Origin of the sequence: Bradyrhizobium sp. I1.14.4 (genome assembly GCF_050435825.1) — a bacterium.
Taxonomy (GTDB): Bacteria; Pseudomonadota; Alphaproteobacteria; order Rhizobiales; family Xanthobacteraceae; genus Bradyrhizobium.
The window spans coordinates 98,970-118,630 of sequence record NZ_JBNDLA010000005.1; the positions used below are offsets into that span (position 1 = coordinate 98,970).

Genomic DNA, 19,661 nt, shown 5'->3' on the forward strand with positions numbered 1-19,661 from the left:
CCAAAATAGGCGGTTCTCGGGCAATTGCCTAGAAAACGTTCGTCGCGGCCGGTGTTTGTCGCCGCCGGCAATCACAGCCTGGGACACCGTTTCCAACTGCGTCAGAGCCGGTGTCCCGCCTTAATGATTGAGGCGATATGTCGTCAGGCGACCTTCGGGTCGAGCTGGCCGTTGGCGTAGCGCTTGGCCATCTCCGCCGTGGTCAGCACCTTCTTGATCTTGCTGGCCTGGCCCGCGGTGTTGAACTCCTGCAGCCGCTGCTTGCACAGCCTGGTCATCGCGTCCATGGCGGGCTTCAGGTACTTGCGCGGATCAAATTCTTCCGGATTGTCCTTCAGCACCTTCCGGATCTGGCCGGTCATCGCCATGCGGTTGTCGGTGTCGATGTTGATCTTGCGCACGCCGTTCTTGATGCCGCGCTGGATCTCGGCGACCGGCACGCCCCAGGTCGGCTTCATCTTGCCGCCATTGGCGTTGATGATCTCCTGCAACTCCTGCGGCACCGACGAGGAGCCGTGCATCACCAGATGCGTGTTCGGCAGCTTGCGGTGGATTTCCTCGATCACGTTCATGGCGAGAATGTCGCCGTCGGGCTTGCGGGTGAACTTGTAGGCGCCGTGCGAGGTGCCCATCGCGATCGCCAGCGCGTCGACCTTGGTCTCCCGGACGAACTTCACGGCTTCGTCGGGATTGGTCAGAAGCTGGTCATGCGACAGTTTGCCCTCGGCGCCATGGCCGTCTTCCTTGTCGCCCATGCCGGTCTCGAGCGAGCCGAGCACGCCGAGCTCGCCTTCCACCGAGATGCCGCCGAGATGGGCCATGCCGGTCACGGTCCTGGTGACGCCGACATTGTAGTCCCAATCGCCGGGGGTCTTGCCGTCGGCCTTCAGCGAACCGTCCATCATGACCGAGGTGAAACCAGCCTGGATCGCGGTCATGCAGGTGGCGGGCTCGTTGCCGTGGTCGAGATGCACGCAGACCGGGATCTGCGGGTAGATCTCGGTGACGGCGTCCATCATGTGCTTGAGCATGACGTCGTTGGCGTAGGACCGCGCACCGCGCGAGGCCTGGATGATCACGGGCGCGTCGACCTCGGAGGCCGCGGCCATGATCGCCAGCGCCTGCTCCATGTTGTTGATGTTGAAGGCGGGTACGCCGTAATCGTGCTCGGCCGCGTGATCGAGCAGTTGCCGCAACGTTATGCGAGCCATTCCATTTCTCCCTGTAGTGCGCGTTCGCGGATTTGACCTAAGGCGCGATGCGATTGGACTAGATCGTCATCGCGCTTTAACTCTTTGTTTGAGCATGATCTTTTCGGAAAACGCTTCACGCTTTTCCGGATCATGCCCTAAATCAACCGTTTTTCAGAACTTCGACGCCCGGCAGCGGCTTGCCTTCCATCCATTCAAGAAACGCGCCGCCCGCGGTCGAGACGTAGGAAAAATCACCGGCCACGCCCGCCTGGTTCAGTGCCGCGACGGTATCGCCGCCGCCGGCGACCGAGATCAGCTTCCTGGCTCTGGTGCGCTCGGCGGCGCGCTTGGCCGACACCACGGTGCCGCGGTCGAACGGCGTCAGCTCGAAGGCGCCGAGCGGCCCGTTCCAGACCAGCGTCGCCGCATCGTCGATCGCGGCATGGATCCGCGCGATCGATTGCGGGCCGACGTCGAGGATCATGCCGTCGGCCGGGATCGCATCGAGGCCATAGGCATGCGAGGGCGCATTGGCGGCAAACTGGTTGGCGACGACGGCGTCGACCGGGAGGATGATCGCGCAATTGGCCGAGTTAGCCTTCTCCATGATCCGCAGCGCGGTCGCGGCGAGGTCCTTCTCGGCGAGCGACTTGCCGACGGCGACGCCCTGCGCGTGCAGGAAGGTATTGGCCATGCCGCCGCCGATCACCAGCGCGTCGACCTTGTTCACGAGGTTTTCCAGAAGATCGATCTTGGTCGAGACCTTGGCGCCGCCGATGATCGCGATCACAGGTTTGGTCGGTGCTTCCAGCGCCTTGCCGAGCGCGTCGAGCTCGGCCTGCATGGTGCGGCCGGCATAAGCCGGCAGCTTGTGGCCGAGGCCTTCGGTCGAGGCGTGGGCGCGATGCGCCGCGGAGAAGGCGTCGTTGACCCAGATGTCGCCGAGCTTGACAAGCTCCGCGACGAAGCCGGCGTCGTTCTTCTCTTCTTCCTTATGGAAGCGCGTGTTCTCGAGGCAGAGGATGTCGCCGTCGTTGAGCGCCGCGACCGCCGTGGCCGCAGGCTCACCGATGCAATCCTCGGCGAAAGCGACCGGACGCTTGATCACCTTCGAGAGCGCTTCAGCCACCGGCTTCAGCGACTCCTTGGGATCGCGCCCCTTGGGGCGGCCGAAATGGGCGAGCAGGATCACCTTGCCGCCCTTGTCGGAAATTTCGGTGATGGTGGGGGCAACGCGCTCGAGCCGTGTGGCGTCGGTGACGCGGCCGCCCTCCATGGGGACGTTGAGGTCGACGCGCAGCAGCACGCGCTTGCCCTTCACGTTGACGTCGTCGAGGGTGCGGAACGATTTTGTCATGAGCGTTTCCTGTGCGGCCCGACACAGCCGTCCAGAGAGGACGGCGTCGCTGTCGCTTGCCGATGTCGCGGCCGTTCAGGTCGCGAATGCGGGGGCAAAGACGCAGATGCCCGGCACGGGGCCGGGCATCGCCAACAGTCGAACTTAAACCAGCTTGCCGATCGCGACGGCGGTGTCGGCCATGCGGTTCGAGAAGCCCCACTCATTGTCGTACCAGGCCATCACCCGCACCAGCGTGCCGTTCTGCACCTTGGTCTGGTCCATGTGGAAGGTGGCCGAGTGCGGATCGTGGTTGAAGTCGATCGAGACGTTGGGCGCGGTGGTGAAGCCCAAAATGCCCTTGAGCTGCTGCTCGGAGGCGCGCTTCATCGCTTCGTTGATTTCCTTGGCGTCGGTGGCACGCTTGGCGACGATCTTGAGATCGATCACCGAGACATTCGGGGTCGGCACGCGGATCGAGACGCCGTCGAGCTTGCCCTTCAGCTCCGGCAGCACCAGGCCGATCGCTTTTGCCGCACCGGTCGAGGTCGGGATCATTGACATCGCCGCGGCGCGGCCGCGATAGAGGTCCTTGTGCAGAGTATCGAGCGTCGGCTGGTCACCGGTATAGGCGTGGATCGTGGTCATGAATCCGGTCTCGATGCCGACCGTCTCGTTCAGCACCTTGGCAACCGGCGCGAGGCAGTTGGTCGTGCAGGAGCCGTTGGAGATGACCAGCTGATCCTTGTTCAGCGTGTCGTGGTTGACGCCGTAGACGATGGTAGCGTCGGCCCCGTCGGCCGGCGCCGAGACCAGCACGCGCTTGGCGCCGGCCGTGAGGTGCGCCGAGGCCTTGTCCTTCGAGGTGAAGATGCCGGTGCATTCCAGCGCGATGTCGACGCCGAGGGCCTTCCACGGCAGCTTGGAGGGATCGCGCTCGGCCGAGACCTTGATCTTGTTGTCGCCGACGCTGATCGAGTCGCCATCGACGGTCACGGTGCCCGGAAAGCGGCCGTGTACGGAATCGAAGCGCAGCAGGTGTGCGTTGGTCTCGACCGGGCCGAGGTCGTTGATGCCGACCACCTCGATGTCCTTGCGGCCGGACTCGGCGATGGCGCGCAACACATTGCGGCCGATACGCCCAAACCCGTTGATCGCGACGCGGATTGCCATGCTGTGTCTCCTCTAAAAGCTGCTGCCGGCCCCGCGGGAGGTGTCCCACGAGGGTTTTACGGCGGAACGCCCGGTTCAGCCGGGCGCGAGCGGAAAAGATGGAGCTTTCGTAATCCTTTTTTGCGGCAAGCTCAACCTTCGACCGGCGGTGTCAGGCCAGCGTCAGACGCGCTTCAGGGCAGCGTTAACGACGGCCTCCGCAGTAATGCCGAAATGCGGGAAAAGGTCCTTCGCCGGAGCGCTGGCGCCGAAACCGTGCATGCCGATGAATTCGCCGTCATGGCCGATCACGGCATCCCAGCCCCAGCGCACCGCAGCCTCGATCGCGATCTTGACCGGGGCGTTGCCGATGACCGCATTTTGCCGCTCGGCGGGCTGCGTCAGCAGCAATTCCAGCGACGGGACCGAGACCACCCGCGTCGCGATGCCGCGCCCGGCAAGCTGCTTCTGCGCCTCGACCGCGATCTGGACCTCGGAACCGGAGGCGAACAATGACACTTTTGCGTCACCCTGCGCCGCGACCAGCTCGTAGGCGCCGTGGCTGCACGGATTGTCGTTCGGCACCGTGGTGCGGAGTTGCGGCAGGTTCTGGCGGGTCAGTGCCAGCACCGTCGGTCCGTCGATGCGGTTGAGCGCGAGTTCCCAGCACTCGGCGGTCTCGACCGCATCGCAGGGACGGAACACGCGCATGTTGGGCATGGCGCGCAGCGCGGAGAGATGCTCGACCGGCTGGTGCGTCGGGCCGTCCTCGCCAAGGCCGATCGAGTCATGGGTCATGACATAGACGACGCCGGTGCCCATCAGCGCCGACAGCCGCATTGCGCCGCGCGCATAGTCGGTGAACACCAGGAAGGTGGCGCCGTTCGGTGCGAAGCCGCCGTGCAGGAAGATGCCGTTGAGGCACGCTGCCATGCCGTGCTCGCGGATGCCGTAATGGATGAAGCGGCCCTTCGGGGTCTTGGCGGCAAACGCTGTCGCCGACTTCGCCTTGTTGTTGTTGGAGCCGGTGAGGTCGGCGGAGCCGGCCACGAATTCCATCGGCATCGCGGCGGCGATCACTTCGATCGCGGCTTCCGACGATTTGCGGGTCGCGACGTTGAGCGGATTTTCCAACAGGCCCTTCTTGAAGGCGCGCAGCCCCTTGGCGAGCGATTGCGGCCGCTCGTGACGGATGCGGCGCTCGAACTCGGCGCGCTTGCGGTTGCCGAGCTGCGCGAACTGCTCGTCCCATGCCTTGTGATCGGCGGCGCCGCGGGCACCGGCCTCACGCCAGGCCTTCAGCACGTCGTCGGGTACCGAGAACGGCTCGAGCGAAATGCCGAGCTTCTCCTTGGCGGCCTTGAGTTCGTCGGCGCCGAGCGCCTCGCCATGCGCCTTGGCGGTGCCGGCCTTGTGCGGCGCGCCGAAGCCGATCGTGGTCTTGCAGGCGATCATCGAAGGCTTGCTGGATTTCTGCGCGCGGGTGATCGCGGCGGCGATCGCCTGCGGATCCTGGCCGTCGATCAATTCGGCGGCCCAGCCTGCGGACTTGAAGCGCTTCACTTGATCCACCGAATCGGAGATCGAGGTCGGGCCATCGATCGAGATGCCGTTGTCATCGTACAGCACGATCATCTTGTTGAGCCGCCAGTGGCCGGCGAGCGCGATCGCTTCCTGCGAGATGCCTTCCATCAGGTCACCGTCGGAGGCGAGCACATAGGTGTGGTGGTTGACGATCTTCTTGCCGAACTCGGCGGCGAGCATCTTCTCGGCGAGCGCCATGCCGACCGCGGTCGCAATGCCCTGGCCGAGCGGACCGGTGGTGGTCTCGATGCCCTTGGTGTGGAAATTCTCGGGATGTCCCGGCGTCCGCGATCCGAGCTGGCGGAAATGCTTGAGCTGGTCGAGCGTCATGTCCGTGTTGCCGGTGAGGTACAGCAACGAATAGAGCAGCATCGAGCCGTGGCCGGCCGAGAGCACGAAGCGGTCACGATCGGGCCACGCCGTGTCGGCGGCATCGAATTTCAGGAACTGGGTGAACAGGACGGTCGCGATGTCGGCGGCGCCCATCGGCAGGCCCGGATGGCCGGAATTCGCCTTCTCGACGGCGTCCATGGCAAGGCCACGGATCGCATTGGCCATACGGGTGTGATCGACCTGCGTCATGATGAAAAGTCCGCCTGGAATGAGGAGCTGATTCTGAACGCATCGGGGCGGGCAGCCGCGATACGCGCGTGGAAGGGCCTTACGGGTTGGAGGGTGGATTAGCACCTCAATTCCGCAAGTCCAAGGCGATGAAACGCCCCAAAACGGGGAAAAGTTGCCCGAAATCGCCCAGTTTCATTGAACGGTGCATAGTTCTGCGCCGCCGTTGCGCTGGGCTCGCTTGCCACGTAAATTTCGTCCCGTAAACGCTTGCCGAACCGCCAGTTTTGCCGTGCGGCAGGCCTATCTCCAGCAGGCCTACCTTAGGGGTCCACGCCGCGTGTCATGAGTGATCGTCTCGCCAACGGGTCTGGCAATACCGAGGCACCGCTTGCCGATATCGACGCTGCGACCAAGCGGCTGATGGCAGCGCTCGATGCGCTGGAAAGCTCCGTGGAGCGGCGCCGCGAGGCCGATCGCGACGAGAACGAATTGGCGAGCCGGATCCAGGCGCTCGGCGCCGATCGCTCCCGGCTTGCCGACGAACTCGACGGATCGCTGGTGAAGACGCGCAAGCTCGAGCGCGTCAATCGCGACATTGCGGAGAAACTCGACGCGGCGATCGGCACCATTCGCGCCGTGCTCGAGGGCGGAGAAGGCAGATGAGCCATATCAACGTCACCATCAATGGCCGGCAATACCGGATGGCCTGCGAGGAGGGCCAGGAGGTGCGGCTCTTGAAGCTCGCGGAAAACCTCGAGCAGCGTGTCGAATCCTTGCGCGGCAAGTTCGGCGAGATCGGCGATGCGCGGCTGACCGTGATGGCGGCGCTCACCGCCTGCGACGAGCTGGTCGATGCGGGCGCGCGCATTCGCAGCCTCGAGGAAGAGGTCGAGCAGTTGCGCAATGCCCGGGTCGCTGCCACCGACCGCGCCCGTGCGACCCAGACCGCCGTCTCCAATGCGCTCAACGCCGCCGCCGAGCGGATCGAGCGCACCACGCAGGTGCTCAACCGCACCATCGGCGGCGGCATCGCGATCGGGTGAGTCCTCCCGACGAAGGCCGGGATCCATACGCTGCGGCCTGACGTTTTTGGGCGTTGTGGGTCGACACCCCCCGAAGCAATCAAAAGTAGTGGTTATGGGTCCGGCCTTCGCCGGGACGAATAGGTGCCGCTGGCGGAACAGGCACTTCGTCGCTACATTGACCCTCGCGAAGCTGCGTCGTGCGTCAGGAGCCATATATCCCCGGGGCCTTATCGATCCTTTAGGGAACTGTCCCTGGCCGGGTCCGTGGACCCGGACATATGGTGCCCACCTACTTTCGTAGGGAACTCCGGGATCGAGCGCTCCAACGGCCTCTGCGGCTTCGCACTGATTTTTTGCTGTTGCCTTGTCGTCGCGCTGCGGCGGCTCGATTGTGGTGCAGTGTTGTGCCCCGCGACGCGGGGCGTCCGGTGCGCTGCGGCCTGGCCCTAACGAATGTGAGCGTCTCTGAATGATGGATCGTCCGTTGTCGCGGACGACGACAGCGGAAGATGGATCATGCACGCATCTCCATCGAAGGCCGAGCTTCGGGCACTTGCCCTCGCCAAGCGCGACGCGCTGAGCGACGAGCAGCGCGCGGCCGCGGCCGAGGCGCTCGCCAAGCGCGGCGCGCCGTTCGAGATCGCGCAAGGCATGATCGTCTCCGGCTATGCCCCGATCCGCAGCGAGCTCGATCCGGTGCCGCTGATGAAGAAGCTTGCCGACAAGGGCGCGCGGCTCGCGCTGCCCTGCATCAATGCGCGCGGCCAGTCGCTGACCTTCCGAAGCTGGTCGCCGCAGGACCGGCTGATGCTCGGGCCGCTCGGCATTCCGGAGCCGTCGCCGGCCGCGGCCGAGGTGCATCCCGACGTGATGCTGGTGCCGCTCGCGGCATTCGACCGGCTCGGCCACCGCATCGGCTATGGCGCCGGCTATTACGACTATACCTTTGCGCATCTACGCAAGGCCAAGCACGTGATCGGGGTCGGGATTGCCTTTGCTGCACAGGAAACCAAGGCGATTCCGGCGCTGTCGCACGACGTCCCGCTCGATTATGTGCTAACGGAGCGCAAGACGTTCGATTTCCGGAGTAGCTAGCCTTGCGTATTCTCTTCGTTGGTGACGTCGTCGGCAGGACCGGCCGCACCGCCATCGCCGACCACCTTCCCGGCATGATCAGGGACTGGTCGCTCGATCTCGTGGTCGTCAATGGCGAGAATTCCGCCGGCGGCTTCGGCATCACCGAGGCGATCTACCAGGAGCTGCTCGACGCCGGCGCCGATGCGATCACGCTCGGCAATCACGCCTGGAACCAGAAGGAGGCGCTGGTCTTCATCGAGCGCGCGCCGCGCCTGATCCGCCCGCTGAATTTCCCGCGCCATTCGCCGGGCCGCGGCGCCACGCTGGTCGATACCAAGACCGGCAAGCGCGCGCTGGTCATCAACGCGATCGGCCGCGTCTTCATGGAGCCGTCCTCGAACGATCCGTTCAGCGCGATCGAGCGCGAGCTCGAGGCCTGCCCGTTGCGCGAGGGCGCCGACGCCATTGTGCTCGATTTCCACGCCGAGGCCACTAGCGAGAAGCAGGGCATCGGCTTCTTCTGCGACGGCCGCGTCAGCCTCGTGGTCGGGACCCACACGCATGTGCCGACCGCCGATCATCAGGTGCTGCCCGGCGGCACCGCCTATATGAGCGATGCCGGCATGACCGGCGATTATGATTCGGTGATCGGCATGCAGAAGGAGGAGCCGCTGCAGCGTTTCCTCACCGGCATTCCCTCCGGCCGCTTCGAGCCGGCCGCGGGCGTCGCGACGCTCAGCGGCGTGGCCGTCGAGACCGATGATGCGACGGGCCTTGCCGTGAAAGTCGCGCCGGTGCGCGCCGGCGGGCGGCTCGAGCCTGCGGTGCCGGGGTTCTGGACGTAGTGCCTGTAGCCCGGATTCGTTCTAGCTCTGCCGAAAACCCACCCGGAACGCACCCCAGTGGCGGCCGTTCACGAATATCGGCGATGACAGGTCCTTCATCAGCACGAAATTGCCGCCGCCCATGTCGCGGCGGTAGGTCTGTAGCAGGAACGGTTTTGTATTCGCCGCGACCTTGCTCACCGCGCGGTCGTTGAACAGGCGGCGGTTGCGGCAATTGGCGTTATTCCAGACCGGGTCCGGCCCCTGCGGCAGCCGGTAGTTCGGATTATGGGTCGGCAGATAGCCACCCCGCGCCCAGGCGACGCAGAACACGATGCGCGGATCGGTCTTCTGGATCGGATCCTGAATCGCGGGCAGCAGGCGGTCGGTGAAGCTGACGTAGTCGGTCAGATACTGCTTCGGGTTGGTGCCCGCGATCTCGCGATAATTCTCGTCCATCAGTTGCGCGAGCGTGATCTCGCCGCTTGCTATGGCATTCTCGAACAGCTCGGAAATCTGTTTCGCGGTCTCGATCACGACGCGGATCAGCGGCGCATCGCTGGTCTCCACGCCGCTGTCGGCGATCATGACAATCAAGCTCTCGGAGAGCTCGAGCAGTTTCGCGACGCGTCCGTCGGCGTGCTTGAGGTCGCGCGAGGAAAGATCGACGCCCTTGGCAAGCTCGTTCAGCTCCGCGATCACGGTGTCGCAATGACCGAGATTGGAGGTTGCGGCGCGCGCGACGCTGCCGATCTCGGCGCCAACCGATGAAAAGCCCTCCTGCACGCGCATGATGATGCCCGAGATCTGCTGGGCGCCTTCGCCGGCGCTCTTGGCGCGCAGCGAGGCATCGCTGCTCTCGCCGATCAGGCTGCCGATCTGGCCGTCGAGGTCGCGCACGGTGTCGGAAATCTGATGCGTCGCCTGACGCGTCGCCTCGGCGAGGTTCTTCACCTCGCTCGCGACCACGGCAAAGCCGCGGCCGGCGGCGCCGGCGCGCACCGCCTCAATGGTGGCGTTGAGCGCCAGCAGATTGGTCTGCTTCGCGATCGCCTCGATCGAACCCGAGACCTTGGCAACCTGGCTCAGCGCGGAGCCGACCGCGCTCAGCCGGGTCTCGATCCGTCCGACCGCCGCGACGAGCTCTGCGATGTGGCTGACCGCCGTCTCGACCACGTTGCGCGACTGCGCGATCTGGCCGACCGCGGCGGATGCGGTCGTTTGTACCGCCTGCGACGCATTAGCGATGTCGTGATTGGCGGAGACCATCGTCTCGGCTGTCTCCTGCAAATGATGGAACCGCTCCGACTGGCTGCTGACGCGGTTCGCGACCTCCTGGACGTTGCCGGCGATATCGGCAAGCTCCACCCCAAGGCCGCCGATACGGTCGGCGAGCTGGTCGACGAGCCGTTCGGCCAGCGTCCGGTTCGATGACGTATCCAGCACTGCAAGCTGCGCAGCCGACATATCAGCACTTCCTCCGGTCACAGCGGCCCGTAGAGCCGCCGCATCATTCCCCATCCCAATCCTAAAGCGTGATTCGCGCCGCCGGTCTTGCCTGAGCGTGCACTCGCGCCCGCTCAGAGCTTGTAGGCGGTGCGGAAGGCGCCCCAGTGCCGGCCGCGAACGCGGATCGGCACGTCGATCTCGCGCATCATCACGGTGGTGCCGTTGCCCATGTCGCGTGCGTAGCTCTGGATCAGATAGGCGCGCTGGTTGCGGGCGGCGGCAAGCCCGGCCGGATCGTTGAAGATGCGGCGGTTGCGGCAGTTGGCGGTGTTGTAGGCGACATCGCCCGGCCGCTGCGGATGCGAGTAGATCTTGTTGTGAACCGGCAAATAGCCGTTTCGGTCGACCGTCGCGCAGAACGCCATCCGCTGGTCCTTGGCGAGGAACGCTTCTAGCAAGGCGGGCAGCGCGCGATCCGCCCAATCCAGCATCTTGGTGCGGTACTGCACCGGGTTGGTACCGGGTATCTCGACATAGTCGGTGTCGAGCATGTCCTCGAGCGTGATGGCGCCGCTCGCCAGTCCGTTCTCGAAAATCCTGCTCAGCGCGCTGCCTGCTTCCATCGCGCGGGTGACGAGTTCGGCGTTCTCCTCGTGGATCGCCCACATCCGGTCTTCGACCTTTTCCCGCAGTTCGGCGGTCGCCGCCTCGAAGCGGGCCTGCGCACCGGCCTTGGAGCGGTCGCCGATCCTGATCCGGCATGCGCCGATATCCTGCAGGGTGGCGCTCATACTCTCATCGGCCGGCAGCTTCTCGGCATCGGGCCCGCCGATCAGGATGCCGTCCATCGCGATCTCGTAGACCGGCGCGGTGACGATGCCGCGCGCGGTCGTGATCTCGATCTTGAGGTTGCAGGGCAGGCGCTCGTTCTTGCGCGGATCGCCGCGCTCGTCCTGGCGCAGCAGCACCGCGCAGCGTGCCTTCAGCTTCTGGGCGAACGCAGTTACCGCCTTGCCGGCCTTCGCGACATTGTCACCATGCGCGGCGGCTTCGCGTGTCGCACTGTCGATCTCGCCGGCGCTGGTGCCGACCGAGACGATGAAATGCGAGGCGGAGGCCGCGTTCTGGCCCATCTCGCCGGTGATCTGGTTCTGCTCGGCGACCGCGCCGTTGACGTTGTCGAACACGGGGCGGATCCTTTCGATCGCCTGCGAGATGCGGTGGACGGCGTCCGCCGATCCGGTGGCGTCCTTCTGCAGCGCCTCGATCTTCCGCGTGATCTCCTCGGTCGCGCTCTGGGTCTGCACGGCGAGCGCCTTAACCTCGGTGGCGACCACCGCAAAGCCCTTGCCCGCGGCGCCGGCGCGTGCGGCCTCGATCGTCGAGTTGAGTGCCAGCAGCGTGGTCTGCCGCGCGATCTGCGCGATCAGGTTGACGACGTTGCCGATCGCCGCCGAGGATTCGCGCAGCCGATCGACATTGGCGGTGGCCTCGCGCGCCGCGGCCGCGGCGTCGTCGGCGAGTTGGCCGGCGCTGCGCACCTGCGCGCCGATGCCCTCGGCGGAATGGGTGAAACGGTTGGCCGCTTCAGAGAACGTCGTCGCGGTGCTCTGCGCATCGCTGCTGCGGCCGGTGAGCGCATCGGTGCGCGCGCGGATGGTCGCAAGCTTGGCTGCCGTCGCTTCGGCACCGTCGGCAACCGAGCCCGCGGCACGTTCGAGCTGGCGGATCATCGCGCCGAGCTCGAGTTCCAGCAGTTCCAGGATTTCCTTGGCCGAATCACCGGACGAATCAGTCTCGGTCGAGACTTCAGGCGCAGCATTTGGAACCTGCGGCGCGACGGCCGGCGCAGCCGGCTCCGGCACTTGCTTTCGAAACAAACCGAACGCCATGGGGGCTCTTTGGGGCTTCTGGGAGTTGCCTTGGAAAGTTGCAGCGGGACGGGGCGATCCTCGCATCCGGTCGTGAAGTCATGGTTAACAAGTGCCTCATATTCCGGCATGCGGTAGTATTCCTCTGCCGGAGGGCCCCGCCGATCCTTTGATTTTGACCGATAGGGGCCTATAAGGCCGCGTTTTCCACCCTGATCAGACACTAAGCTCCGAAGAGACGTCGCATGGCCGGCCATTCCCAATTCAAGAACATCATGCACCGCAAGGGCCGGCAGGATGCCCAGAAGTCGAAGCTTTTCGGCAAGCTGGCCCGCGAAATCACCGTGGCGGCCAAGCTCGGCACCCCGGATCCTGCGATGAACCCGCGGCTGCGCGCCGCCGTGGTTGCGGCCCGCGCCGAGAACATGCCGAAGGACAATATCGATCGTGCCATCAAGAAGGCGATCGGCGGTGAGGGCGAGAACTATGACGAGATCCGCTACGAGGGCTATGGTCCGGGCGGCGTCGCGGTGATCGTCGAGGCGCTGACCGACAACCGCAACCGCGCCGCCTCCGACATCCGCTCGTTCTTCACGAAATCGGGCGGCAATCTCGGCGAAACCGGCTCGGTCGCCTTCATGTTCGACCATACCGGCATCATCGAATACGACGCCAAGGTCGCCTCCGACGATGCCATGCTGGACGCCGCGATCGAGGCCGGCGCCGACGACGTGGTCTCCAGCGAGGCCGGCCACGAGGTCTACGCCGCGCAGGACACCTTCCGCGAAGTAGCAAAAGCGCTGGAGGCGAAGTTCGGCGAGCCGCGCAAGGCGGCGCTGACCTGGAAGCCGCAGAACACCGTCTCGGTCGACGACGAGACCGGCGAAAAGCTGTTGAAGCTGATCGACCTGCTCAACGAGCACGACGACGTGCAGAACGTGTTCGCCAATTTCGAGGTGTCCGACGCGCTGATCGCTAAGATGGGCGGCTGACGCGCGTTGCTCCACTGTCATCGCCCGGCTTGCCGCCTCCGCTGAAGCTTCGGCGTGCCTGAATCCGTGACCCCCATCGAAGCCTTGGCGTAGACGGGACCGGGCGATCCAGTATTCGAGAGGCCTGCGTTTGATCCGAGAAGCCGCGGCGTACTGGCTCGCCGCTTTCGGGGATGACGAGTAGGGCTGGATGACGAGCACGGTGCGATGATACGCGGAGCAGGGGACGGCGCTCCGTTTGTGTTTCGTTCTCCCGGCGCAGGCGGTATCACTAGCCCATGACATCGCAGCCGATTCGCTCTCCCGTCCGTATCATCGGTATCGATCCGGGTCTCCGCCGCACCGGCTGGGGCGTGATCGAGACCGAAGGCAACCGTCTGGTCTATGTCGCCTGCGGTTCGGTCGAGCCGCCGGACGATCTGCCGCTGGCGAACCGGCTGCTCGCGATCCATGAAGGGCTGGCCGCCGTGCTCGGCGACTACAGGCCGGCGGAGGCGGCGGTCGAGCAGACCTTCGTCAACAAGGACGGCGTTGCCACGCTGAAGCTCGGTCAGGCCCGCGGCGTCGCCATGCTGGCGCCCGCAATGTTCGGTATCTCGGTCGCCGAATACGCGCCGAACCAGGTCAAGAAAACCGTGGTCGGCGCCGGTCATGCCGAGAAGAACCAGATCCAGGTGATGCTGAAGATCCTGCTGCCGAAGGCCGAGCCGCCATCCGCCGACGCCGCCGACGCGCTCGCGGTCGCGATTACGCATGCGCATCACCGCCAGAGCATCGCGCTGCGCCTCAGGGTGGCGAGCCTATGATTGACGATTGCGACTTCGCGCGACGTGAGGGGCGCACGCTCGTCAAGCTCCCTCCCCCCTTGCGGGGGAGGGCTGGGGAGAGGGGTAAGCCCCAGGCGACGGCCTATGAAATGCAACGACATGGCGTCAACGAAGCGCGCGATACAATCGAGCGCGGTGCGAGTGCTTATCGCGTCATGCGTGCGGCGATCGAACAAGCGGCACCCCTCTCCCTAACCCTCCCCCGCAAGGGGGGAGGGAACCCTTCCGCTGGTGCCTCCCTCACACGTGTCGAAGCGAGCATCCAATCCGGGTGGTCCTCATGATTGGCAAGCTCAAGGGCCTGATCGATTCCTATGGCGAGGATTACGTGATCCTCGACGTCGGCGGCGTCGGCTATCAGGTGCATTGCGCCAGTCGCACGTTGCAGGCGCTGCCGTCGCCGGGCGGCGCCGCCGTGCTCTCGATCGAGACCTATGTCCGCGAAGACCAGATCAAGCTGTTCGGCTTTCGCTCGGATCTCGAGCGCGAATGGTTTCGCCTGCTGCAGACCGTGCAGGGCGTCGGCGCCAAGGTCGCGCTCGCGGTGCTCGGCACGCTGCCGCCGACCGATCTCGCCAACGCGATCGCGCTGCGTGACAAGGCAGCGGTGGCGCGCACGCCGGGGGTCGGGCCGAAGGTCGCCGAGCGCATCGTCAGCGAGTTGAGGGACAAGGCGCCGGGCTTTGCCGACGTCGATCCCGCCGTGGTGCAGTTGTCAGGCGCAATCGACAACAACCGCGCGCCACGCCCGGTCACAGACGCGATCTCCGCGTTGGTCAATCTCGGCTACGGCCAGCCGCAGGCCTCCGCCGCCATCGCCGCCGCCTCGCGCAGCGCCGGTGAGAAGGCCGAGACCGCGCAGCTGATCCGGCTCGGCCTGAAGGAATTGTCGAAGTGAATAGTCGATACTCGCGTGAGCCGTTCTTCACCTCGCCCCGCTTGCGGGGAGAGGTGGGATCGCGCAGCGATCCGGGTGAGGGGGTACAGGTCTCTCCATGCGCATCGCCGGGCCGAGAGAGCCCCTCACCCCGACCCTCTCCCCGCAAGCGCGGGGCGAGGGGGAACTACCAGCCCCGTGTTAGTCTCGCATCATGAACACGCCCTCGCGCATGGTCACGCCCGAACGCCGCTCCGACGATGTCGGCGACACCGCGATGCGTCCGCAGTCGCTGACCGAGTTCGTCGGCCAGGCCCAGGCGCGCAAGAATCTCTCGATCTTCATCGAGGCCGCGAAGAAACGCGGCGAGGCGCTCGATCACGTGCTGTTCGTCGGCCCCCCCGGCCTCGGCAAGACCACGCTGGCGCAGATCGTCGCGCGCGAGCTCGGTGTCGGCTTCCGTGCCACCTCCGGCCCGGTCATCGCGAAGGCCGGCGATCTCGCGGCGCTGCTCACCAATCTGGAAGAGCGCGATGTGCTGTTCATCGACGAGATCCATCGCCTGAGCCCGGCGGTCGAGGAAGTGCTCTATCCCGCGATGGAGGATTTTCAGCTCGACCTGATCATCGGCGAAGGTCCCGCGGCGCGCTCGGTGAAGATCGAGCTGTCGAAATTCACGCTGGTCGGCGCGACGACGCGCGCAGGCCTGCTCACCAACCCGCTACGCGACCGCTTCGGCATTCCGATCAGGCTCAATTTCTATACCGAGGAAGAGCTCGAGAAGATCGTCACCCGCGGCGCCCGCGTGCTCAACATCGGCATGAGCCCGGACGGCGCCAATGAGATCGCGCGCCGTGCCCGCGGCACGCCGCGCATCGCCGGCCGCCTGCTGCGCCGCGTGCGCGATTTCGCGTCGGCCGCTGATGCCGACGCCATCGACCGCGGCATCGCCGACCGGGCGCTGAGCGCGCTCGAGGTCGACAGCGCCGGGCTCGACGCGATGGACCGGCGTTATCTCACCACCATTGCCTTGAACTATGGCGGCGGACCCGTCGGCGTCGAGACCATGGCGGCGGCGCTGTCGGAGCCGCGCGATGCGATCGAGGACATCATCGAGCCCTATCTGATCCAGTGTGGCTATCTGCAACGCACCCCGCGCGGCCGGCTCCTGACCTCGCATGCCTTCCGCCATCTCGGTCTCGCCGAGCCGAACCGCGATCCCTCGCAATTCGGCCTGTTCGGCGGCAATGGCGACGAGGACTGAGTCCGCGCTCCCGAAGACGTGAAAAGACGTGTTGATGCAGCGTATCGCGCTGCCGGTAACCTTGCCCGCTAACCATTGCGACGTCCCTGCAGGCCGTCTGCACAAACGCGGCCCAATTTCGCTCCAATCAAAGGGCCTATGATCGCTTGGAGCGCTTCCAGGAAGCGCCAGGCATCACCGATCACACGTCCATGATTTCACGTCGAAGCTTTCTACGCACCGCCGGCGGATTGACCGCCGCCACCGCCTCGACCGCGGCCTACGGCGTCAGCGAGCCGGTCGTCCGCCTCGCGCTCACGCGTTACGATCTGTCGCCCCGGCAATGGCCGGCGGACTTTCCGCTCAGGATCGCTGCGCTCGCCGACATTCACGCCTGCGATCCCTGGATGTCGCTCGACCGCATCACTGAGATCGTCGAGCGGACCAATGCGCTGAATGCCGACATCATCGTGCTGCTCGGCGACTATGTCGCGGGGCTGCGCCACGTCACGCGGTTCATTCCGGCCTCCGAATGGGCTGCGGTGCTGAAGGGCCTGAAGGCGCCGCTCGGCGTGCATGCCGTGCTCGGCAATCACGATTATTGGGACGACAAGACGGTACAGCGGCAAGGGCAGGGCACACCCGTCGCGCGCCGTGCGCTGGAGCGCACCGGCATCCCGGTCTACGAGAACGACGCAGTGCGGCTGGTCAAGGGTGGCCGTGCGTTCTGGCTCGCGGGTCTCGGCGACCAGCTCGCCTATCTGCCGGCGCGGCGCTATCGCGAGGTCCGGCGCATCGGCGTCGACGATCTCAACGCCACGCTCGCCAAGGTCACCGACGACGCGCCGGTGATCCTGCTCGCGCACGAGCCCGACGTTGCGCTCCGCGTGCCCCCGCGCGTCGCACTGCAACTGTCCGGCCACACTCATGGCGGCCAGGTCCGGCTGCTCGGATGGTCGCCCGCGGTGCCGGTCAAGCACGGCATGCGGCTCGCCTATGGCCACATGAAGCTGAAATGCGACGTCGTCGTCTCCGGCGGCCTCGGCTGCAGCATCATGCCGTTCCGTCTCGGCGTGCCGCCCGAGATCGTGCAGGTCACGCTCGGCGCAAAGGGACCGGTGGTGTCCTGACCGCGCTTGCGGGCATGGAAATCGGCATCAATTGATGTTATATTTGATGCCGAGGACCGCCATCATGAGAACAACCATTGCCATTGACGATGAATTGTTTGCCAAGGCGCAGGAGTTTGCCGGTGTCACAGAGAAGTCTGCCGTCATACGGGAGGCGTTGAAGGCGTTCGTCGAACGTGAAGCCGCCCGCCGTCTCGCCCGGATGGGTGGTACGCAGCCGGACGCCAAGGCACCGCCGCGCCGGCGCCCCAAATGAGGGTGCTTGTTGATACGTCGATTTGGATCGATCACTTTCGCCGCGGCGACCGCCAACTAGCCGGATTTCTAGACCACGGGGACGTCGTTATGCATCCTTTTGTCATCGGCGAATTGATGCTCGGGCACGTGCCGAAGATCGCCGACATGATGGGCGACCTGAATACGCTTCCAAAAGCGATCGTCGCAACCACCGATGAGGTCCTGCAATTCATATCGGATCGAAAGTTGCCCGGATCGGGGATCGGTTACGTCGATGCTCATCTTCTTGCCGCCACGGCACTCACGCCGGAGACGTTGCTTTGGACGCGCGACAAGCGTGCGCTGGCGGCAGCCCAAGCCTTGTCCCTCGCCGCCGGGATTGCGGAATAGCCAATGACTTCACCCATTCTCGACGGCCAGATCCGCGACGGCCGCCACCATATGCAGGTCCGCGTCTATTACGAGGACACCGACTTCTCCGGCATCGTCTACCACGCCAATTATTTGCGCTTCATGGAGCGCGGTCGCACCAATCATCTCCGCCTGATGGGCGCCGAGCAGCAGGCGCTGTTCGACGAGGCGCAAGAGGAGACCGGTGGCTTCGCCTTTGTCGTGCGCTCGATGACGCTCGATTTCCTCAAGCCCGCGCGGATGGACGACGTGCTCGACGTGGTGACCTGGCCGATCGCGGTGAAGGGCGCGTCCATCATGCTTGCGCAGGAGGTTCGGCGCGGCGATGACGTGCTTGTGAAGGCCGAGGTCCGCGTCGCCTTCATCAGCGGCGGCCGCGCGCAGCCGATACCGAAGGCCATCCGGGCGCTGATGAAGGCCGATTTGGCCTAGCTATCGGGCGATAGGAAACGGCCCATCGACTCTGTGCCGCAGGGCGCTAGATTTGCGTGTGACAAAACAACCGCGAGGGATCGCCGATGTCACGTCCGCCGCTGCCGCCTTTCACCCGCGAGACCGCCGCGCAGAAGGCGCGCATGGCGGAAGATGCATGGAATTCGCGCGACCCGGCGCGGGTTGCGCTCGCCTATACCGAGGACAGCCGCTGGCGCAATCGCGCCGAGGTGTTTCAGGGCCGTGCCGCGATCGAGGCCTTCCTGACCCGCAAGTGGGAAAAGGAGATGGAGTATCGCCTGATCAAGGATCTCTGGGCGTTCGACGGCAACCGCATCGCGGTGCGCTTCCAGTACGAATGGCACGACGCCGGCGGCAACTGGTTTCGCTCCTACGGCAACGAGCAGTGGGAGTTCGATGGGCACGGCCTGATGCGCCGCCGCGAGGCCTCGATCAACGACATCGCGATTGCAGAGAAAGACCGCCGCTTCCACTGGCCCGCCCCGGGCCCGCGTCCGGCCGACGTGCCCGGATTGGGGGAAAGTCCGTTCTGATCGTGCGGCAGCGCGCCGGGCCGTCGTGCTTCGAGACGCGCGTTCCGCGCTCCTCAGCATGACGGGATAAGGTTGAGTGACCGGCTAGCACTCAGCGCGCAAAGAAAGCCAGCTCCGTCATCCTGAGGTGCGAGCGGAGCGAGCCTCGAAGGATGAACGGCCCCCGTTCGGGAGCCGGTACACCTCGTGCGTCAAGCCTTACGCCGCAGCCTTATGCCGCGCCATCTCGGCCTTGTAGAGCTCGAACTCTTCCGCGACCGCCTTCGCAACCGACGGCCTCGTGCGCAGGCGCTCGTAGTAGGCCTTCAGCGCCGGCCATTTCGCGAGCTCGATCGGTGGCGTTGCCATGGTCCAGTTGATCACCGTGACGAGATAGGCGTCGGCGACGCTGAAATGATCGAGCAGGTAGTCGCGGCCCTTCAGATGGTTTTCGAGATAATCGAGCCGCGACACGTACTTCTCCAGCGCGTAAGTCTTGGCGTCGGGCGGCGCCTTCTTGTCGAGCAGCGGCAGGAACAGGCCCTTGTGCAGCTCGGTGCCGATGAAGCACAGCCACTGGTGCAACCGTGAACGCTCGGCGTTCGACGCGGTGCCGAGGCCGGCGCGCGGGAACTGGTCGGCGACATATTGCAGGATCGCGGCGTTCTCGGTCAGCACCACGCCGTCGTCGGTGCGCAGCGTCGGCACCAGCCCGAGCGGGTTGACCTTGTTGAAGTCGGTGCCGTCGTTGCGCACCTGCTTGGTCTTCGGATCGACCTCGAGATAGTTGGCCGGCTGGCCCGCTTCATAGAGCGCGACGCGGGTCGCCATCGAGCAGGCAAGCGGCGAGAAATAAAGGTCCATTTGTGCCTCCTTGGAGTGTCTGGCACGGCTGTCCGGCCGT

The 19,661-nt window shown here is 65.4% G+C and carries 20 protein-coding genes and 1 other RNA gene; 14 read left to right on the forward strand and 7 right to left on the reverse strand.

Going from position 1 to position 19,661, the window contains the following annotated elements:
- Positions 1–143: 143 nt before the first annotated feature.
- From fba to tkt, 4 genes are all read right to left on the reverse strand, one after another.
- Positions 144–1,211, reverse strand: a complete 1,068-nt coding sequence (gene fba / locus ABIB78_RS12600) for a class II fructose-bisphosphate aldolase (protein ID WP_429024678.1) — start codon at positions 1,209–1,211, stop codon at positions 144–146.
- A 142-nt stretch (positions 1,212–1,353) separates the two neighbouring features.
- Positions 1,354–2,550, reverse strand: coding sequence for a phosphoglycerate kinase (locus tag ABIB78_RS12605; protein WP_429024680.1), 1,197 nt, complete (start codon positions 2,548–2,550; stop codon positions 1,354–1,356).
- Positions 2,551–2,694: 144 nt separating this feature from the next.
- Positions 2,695–3,702, reverse strand: a complete 1,008-nt coding sequence (gene gap, locus ABIB78_RS12610) for a type I glyceraldehyde-3-phosphate dehydrogenase (protein WP_429024682.1) — start codon at positions 3,700–3,702, stop codon at positions 2,695–2,697.
- A 162-nt stretch (positions 3,703–3,864) separates the two neighbouring features.
- A complete protein-coding gene (gene tkt / locus ABIB78_RS12615; protein ID WP_429024684.1) occupies positions 3,865–5,847 on the reverse strand; it encodes a transketolase in 1,983 nt (660 codons plus the stop codon).
- A gap of 324 nt (positions 5,848–6,171) precedes the next feature.
- Here tkt and ABIB78_RS12620 point away from each other — a divergent pair, with 324 nt between their 5' ends.
- The 5 genes from ABIB78_RS12620 to ABIB78_RS12640 all read left to right on the forward strand — a co-directional run bounded on the left by ABIB78_RS12620 (position 6,172) and on the right by ABIB78_RS12640 (position 8,776).
- Entirely contained in the window at positions 6,172–6,492 is a 321-nt protein-coding gene (locus ABIB78_RS12620) for a DUF4164 domain-containing protein (RefSeq protein ID WP_050405740.1), read from the forward strand.
- A complete protein-coding gene (locus ABIB78_RS12625; RefSeq protein WP_429024686.1) occupies positions 6,489–6,872 on the forward strand; it encodes a cell division protein ZapA in 384 nt (127 codons plus the stop codon). Before ABIB78_RS12620 ends, ABIB78_RS12625 begins: the two co-directional genes overlap by 4 nt.
- Positions 6,873–7,038: 166 nt before the next feature.
- Positions 7,039–7,199: non-coding RNA, 6S RNA (gene ssrS / locus ABIB78_RS12630), on the forward strand.
- Between the two features lie 171 nt (positions 7,200–7,370).
- Complete coding sequence (locus tag ABIB78_RS12635) at positions 7,371–7,949, forward strand: 5-formyltetrahydrofolate cyclo-ligase (protein ID WP_429024688.1); 579 nt, start codon at positions 7,371–7,373, stop codon at positions 7,947–7,949.
- A 2-nt stretch (positions 7,950–7,951) separates the two neighbouring features.
- Positions 7,952–8,776, forward strand: a complete 825-nt coding sequence (locus ABIB78_RS12640) for a TIGR00282 family metallophosphoesterase (protein WP_429024690.1) — start codon at positions 7,952–7,954, stop codon at positions 8,774–8,776.
- A gap of 21 nt (positions 8,777–8,797) precedes the next feature.
- Here the strand turns inward: ABIB78_RS12640 and ABIB78_RS12645 are convergent, their stop codons facing one another.
- Positions 8,798–10,222: a methyl-accepting chemotaxis protein gene (locus ABIB78_RS12645; RefSeq protein WP_429024692.1), complete on the reverse strand. Its 1,425-nt coding sequence runs from the start codon at positions 10,220–10,222 to the stop codon at positions 8,798–8,800.
- A gap of 113 nt (positions 10,223–10,335) precedes the next feature.
- Positions 10,336–12,096: a methyl-accepting chemotaxis protein gene (locus tag ABIB78_RS12650; RefSeq protein WP_429024694.1), complete on the reverse strand. Its 1,761-nt coding sequence runs from the start codon at positions 12,094–12,096 to the stop codon at positions 10,336–10,338.
- A gap of 224 nt (positions 12,097–12,320) precedes the next feature.
- Between ABIB78_RS12650 and ABIB78_RS12655 the strand changes: the two genes are divergently transcribed.
- The 9 genes from ABIB78_RS12655 to ABIB78_RS12695 all read left to right on the forward strand — a co-directional run bounded on the left by ABIB78_RS12655 (position 12,321) and on the right by ABIB78_RS12695 (position 18,778).
- Positions 12,321–13,067, forward strand: coding sequence for a YebC/PmpR family DNA-binding transcriptional regulator (locus tag ABIB78_RS12655; RefSeq protein WP_429024696.1), 747 nt, complete (start codon positions 12,321–12,323; stop codon positions 13,065–13,067).
- Positions 13,068–13,345: 278 nt separating this feature from the next.
- Entirely contained in the window at positions 13,346–13,873 is a 528-nt protein-coding gene (gene ruvC, locus ABIB78_RS12660) for a crossover junction endodeoxyribonuclease RuvC (protein ID WP_429024698.1), read from the forward strand.
- Between the two features lie 301 nt (positions 13,874–14,174).
- Entirely contained in the window at positions 14,175–14,792 is a 618-nt protein-coding gene (ruvA, locus tag ABIB78_RS12665; RefSeq protein WP_429024700.1) for a Holliday junction branch migration protein RuvA, read from the forward strand.
- A gap of 193 nt (positions 14,793–14,985) precedes the next feature.
- Positions 14,986–16,035: a Holliday junction branch migration DNA helicase RuvB gene (gene ruvB / locus ABIB78_RS12670; RefSeq protein WP_429024702.1), complete on the forward strand. Its 1,050-nt coding sequence runs from the start codon at positions 14,986–14,988 to the stop codon at positions 16,033–16,035.
- 191 nt (positions 16,036–16,226) lie between these two features.
- Positions 16,227–17,144, forward strand: coding sequence for a metallophosphoesterase (locus tag ABIB78_RS12675; protein WP_429024704.1), 918 nt, complete (start codon positions 16,227–16,229; stop codon positions 17,142–17,144).
- Between the two features lie 64 nt (positions 17,145–17,208).
- On the forward strand, positions 17,209–17,400 hold the full coding sequence (locus tag ABIB78_RS12680) for a type II toxin-antitoxin system VapB family antitoxin (RefSeq protein ID WP_429024706.1): 192 nt from the start codon (positions 17,209–17,211) through the stop codon (positions 17,398–17,400).
- Positions 17,397–17,771, forward strand: coding sequence for a type II toxin-antitoxin system VapC family toxin (locus ABIB78_RS12685; RefSeq protein ID WP_429024708.1), 375 nt, complete (start codon positions 17,397–17,399; stop codon positions 17,769–17,771). Before ABIB78_RS12680 ends, ABIB78_RS12685 begins: the two co-directional genes overlap by 4 nt.
- A 3-nt stretch (positions 17,772–17,774) precedes the next feature.
- Positions 17,775–18,224 (forward strand): tol-pal system-associated acyl-CoA thioesterase, encoded by a 450-nt coding sequence (ybgC, locus tag ABIB78_RS12690; RefSeq protein WP_028332822.1) that lies wholly within the window; start codon positions 17,775–17,777, stop codon positions 18,222–18,224.
- 86 nt (positions 18,225–18,310) lie between these two features.
- On the forward strand, positions 18,311–18,778 hold the full coding sequence (locus ABIB78_RS12695) for a DUF1348 family protein (protein ID WP_429024710.1): 468 nt from the start codon (positions 18,311–18,313) through the stop codon (positions 18,776–18,778).
- Positions 18,779–18,976: 198 nt separating this feature from the next.
- On the opposite strand, the gene ABIB78_RS12700 is transcribed toward ABIB78_RS12695, so the two are convergent.
- Positions 18,977–19,621 (reverse strand): glutathione binding-like protein, encoded by a 645-nt coding sequence (locus ABIB78_RS12700; protein ID WP_429024712.1) that lies wholly within the window; start codon positions 19,619–19,621, stop codon positions 18,977–18,979.
- Between the last annotated feature and the right edge of the window lie 40 nt (positions 19,622–19,661).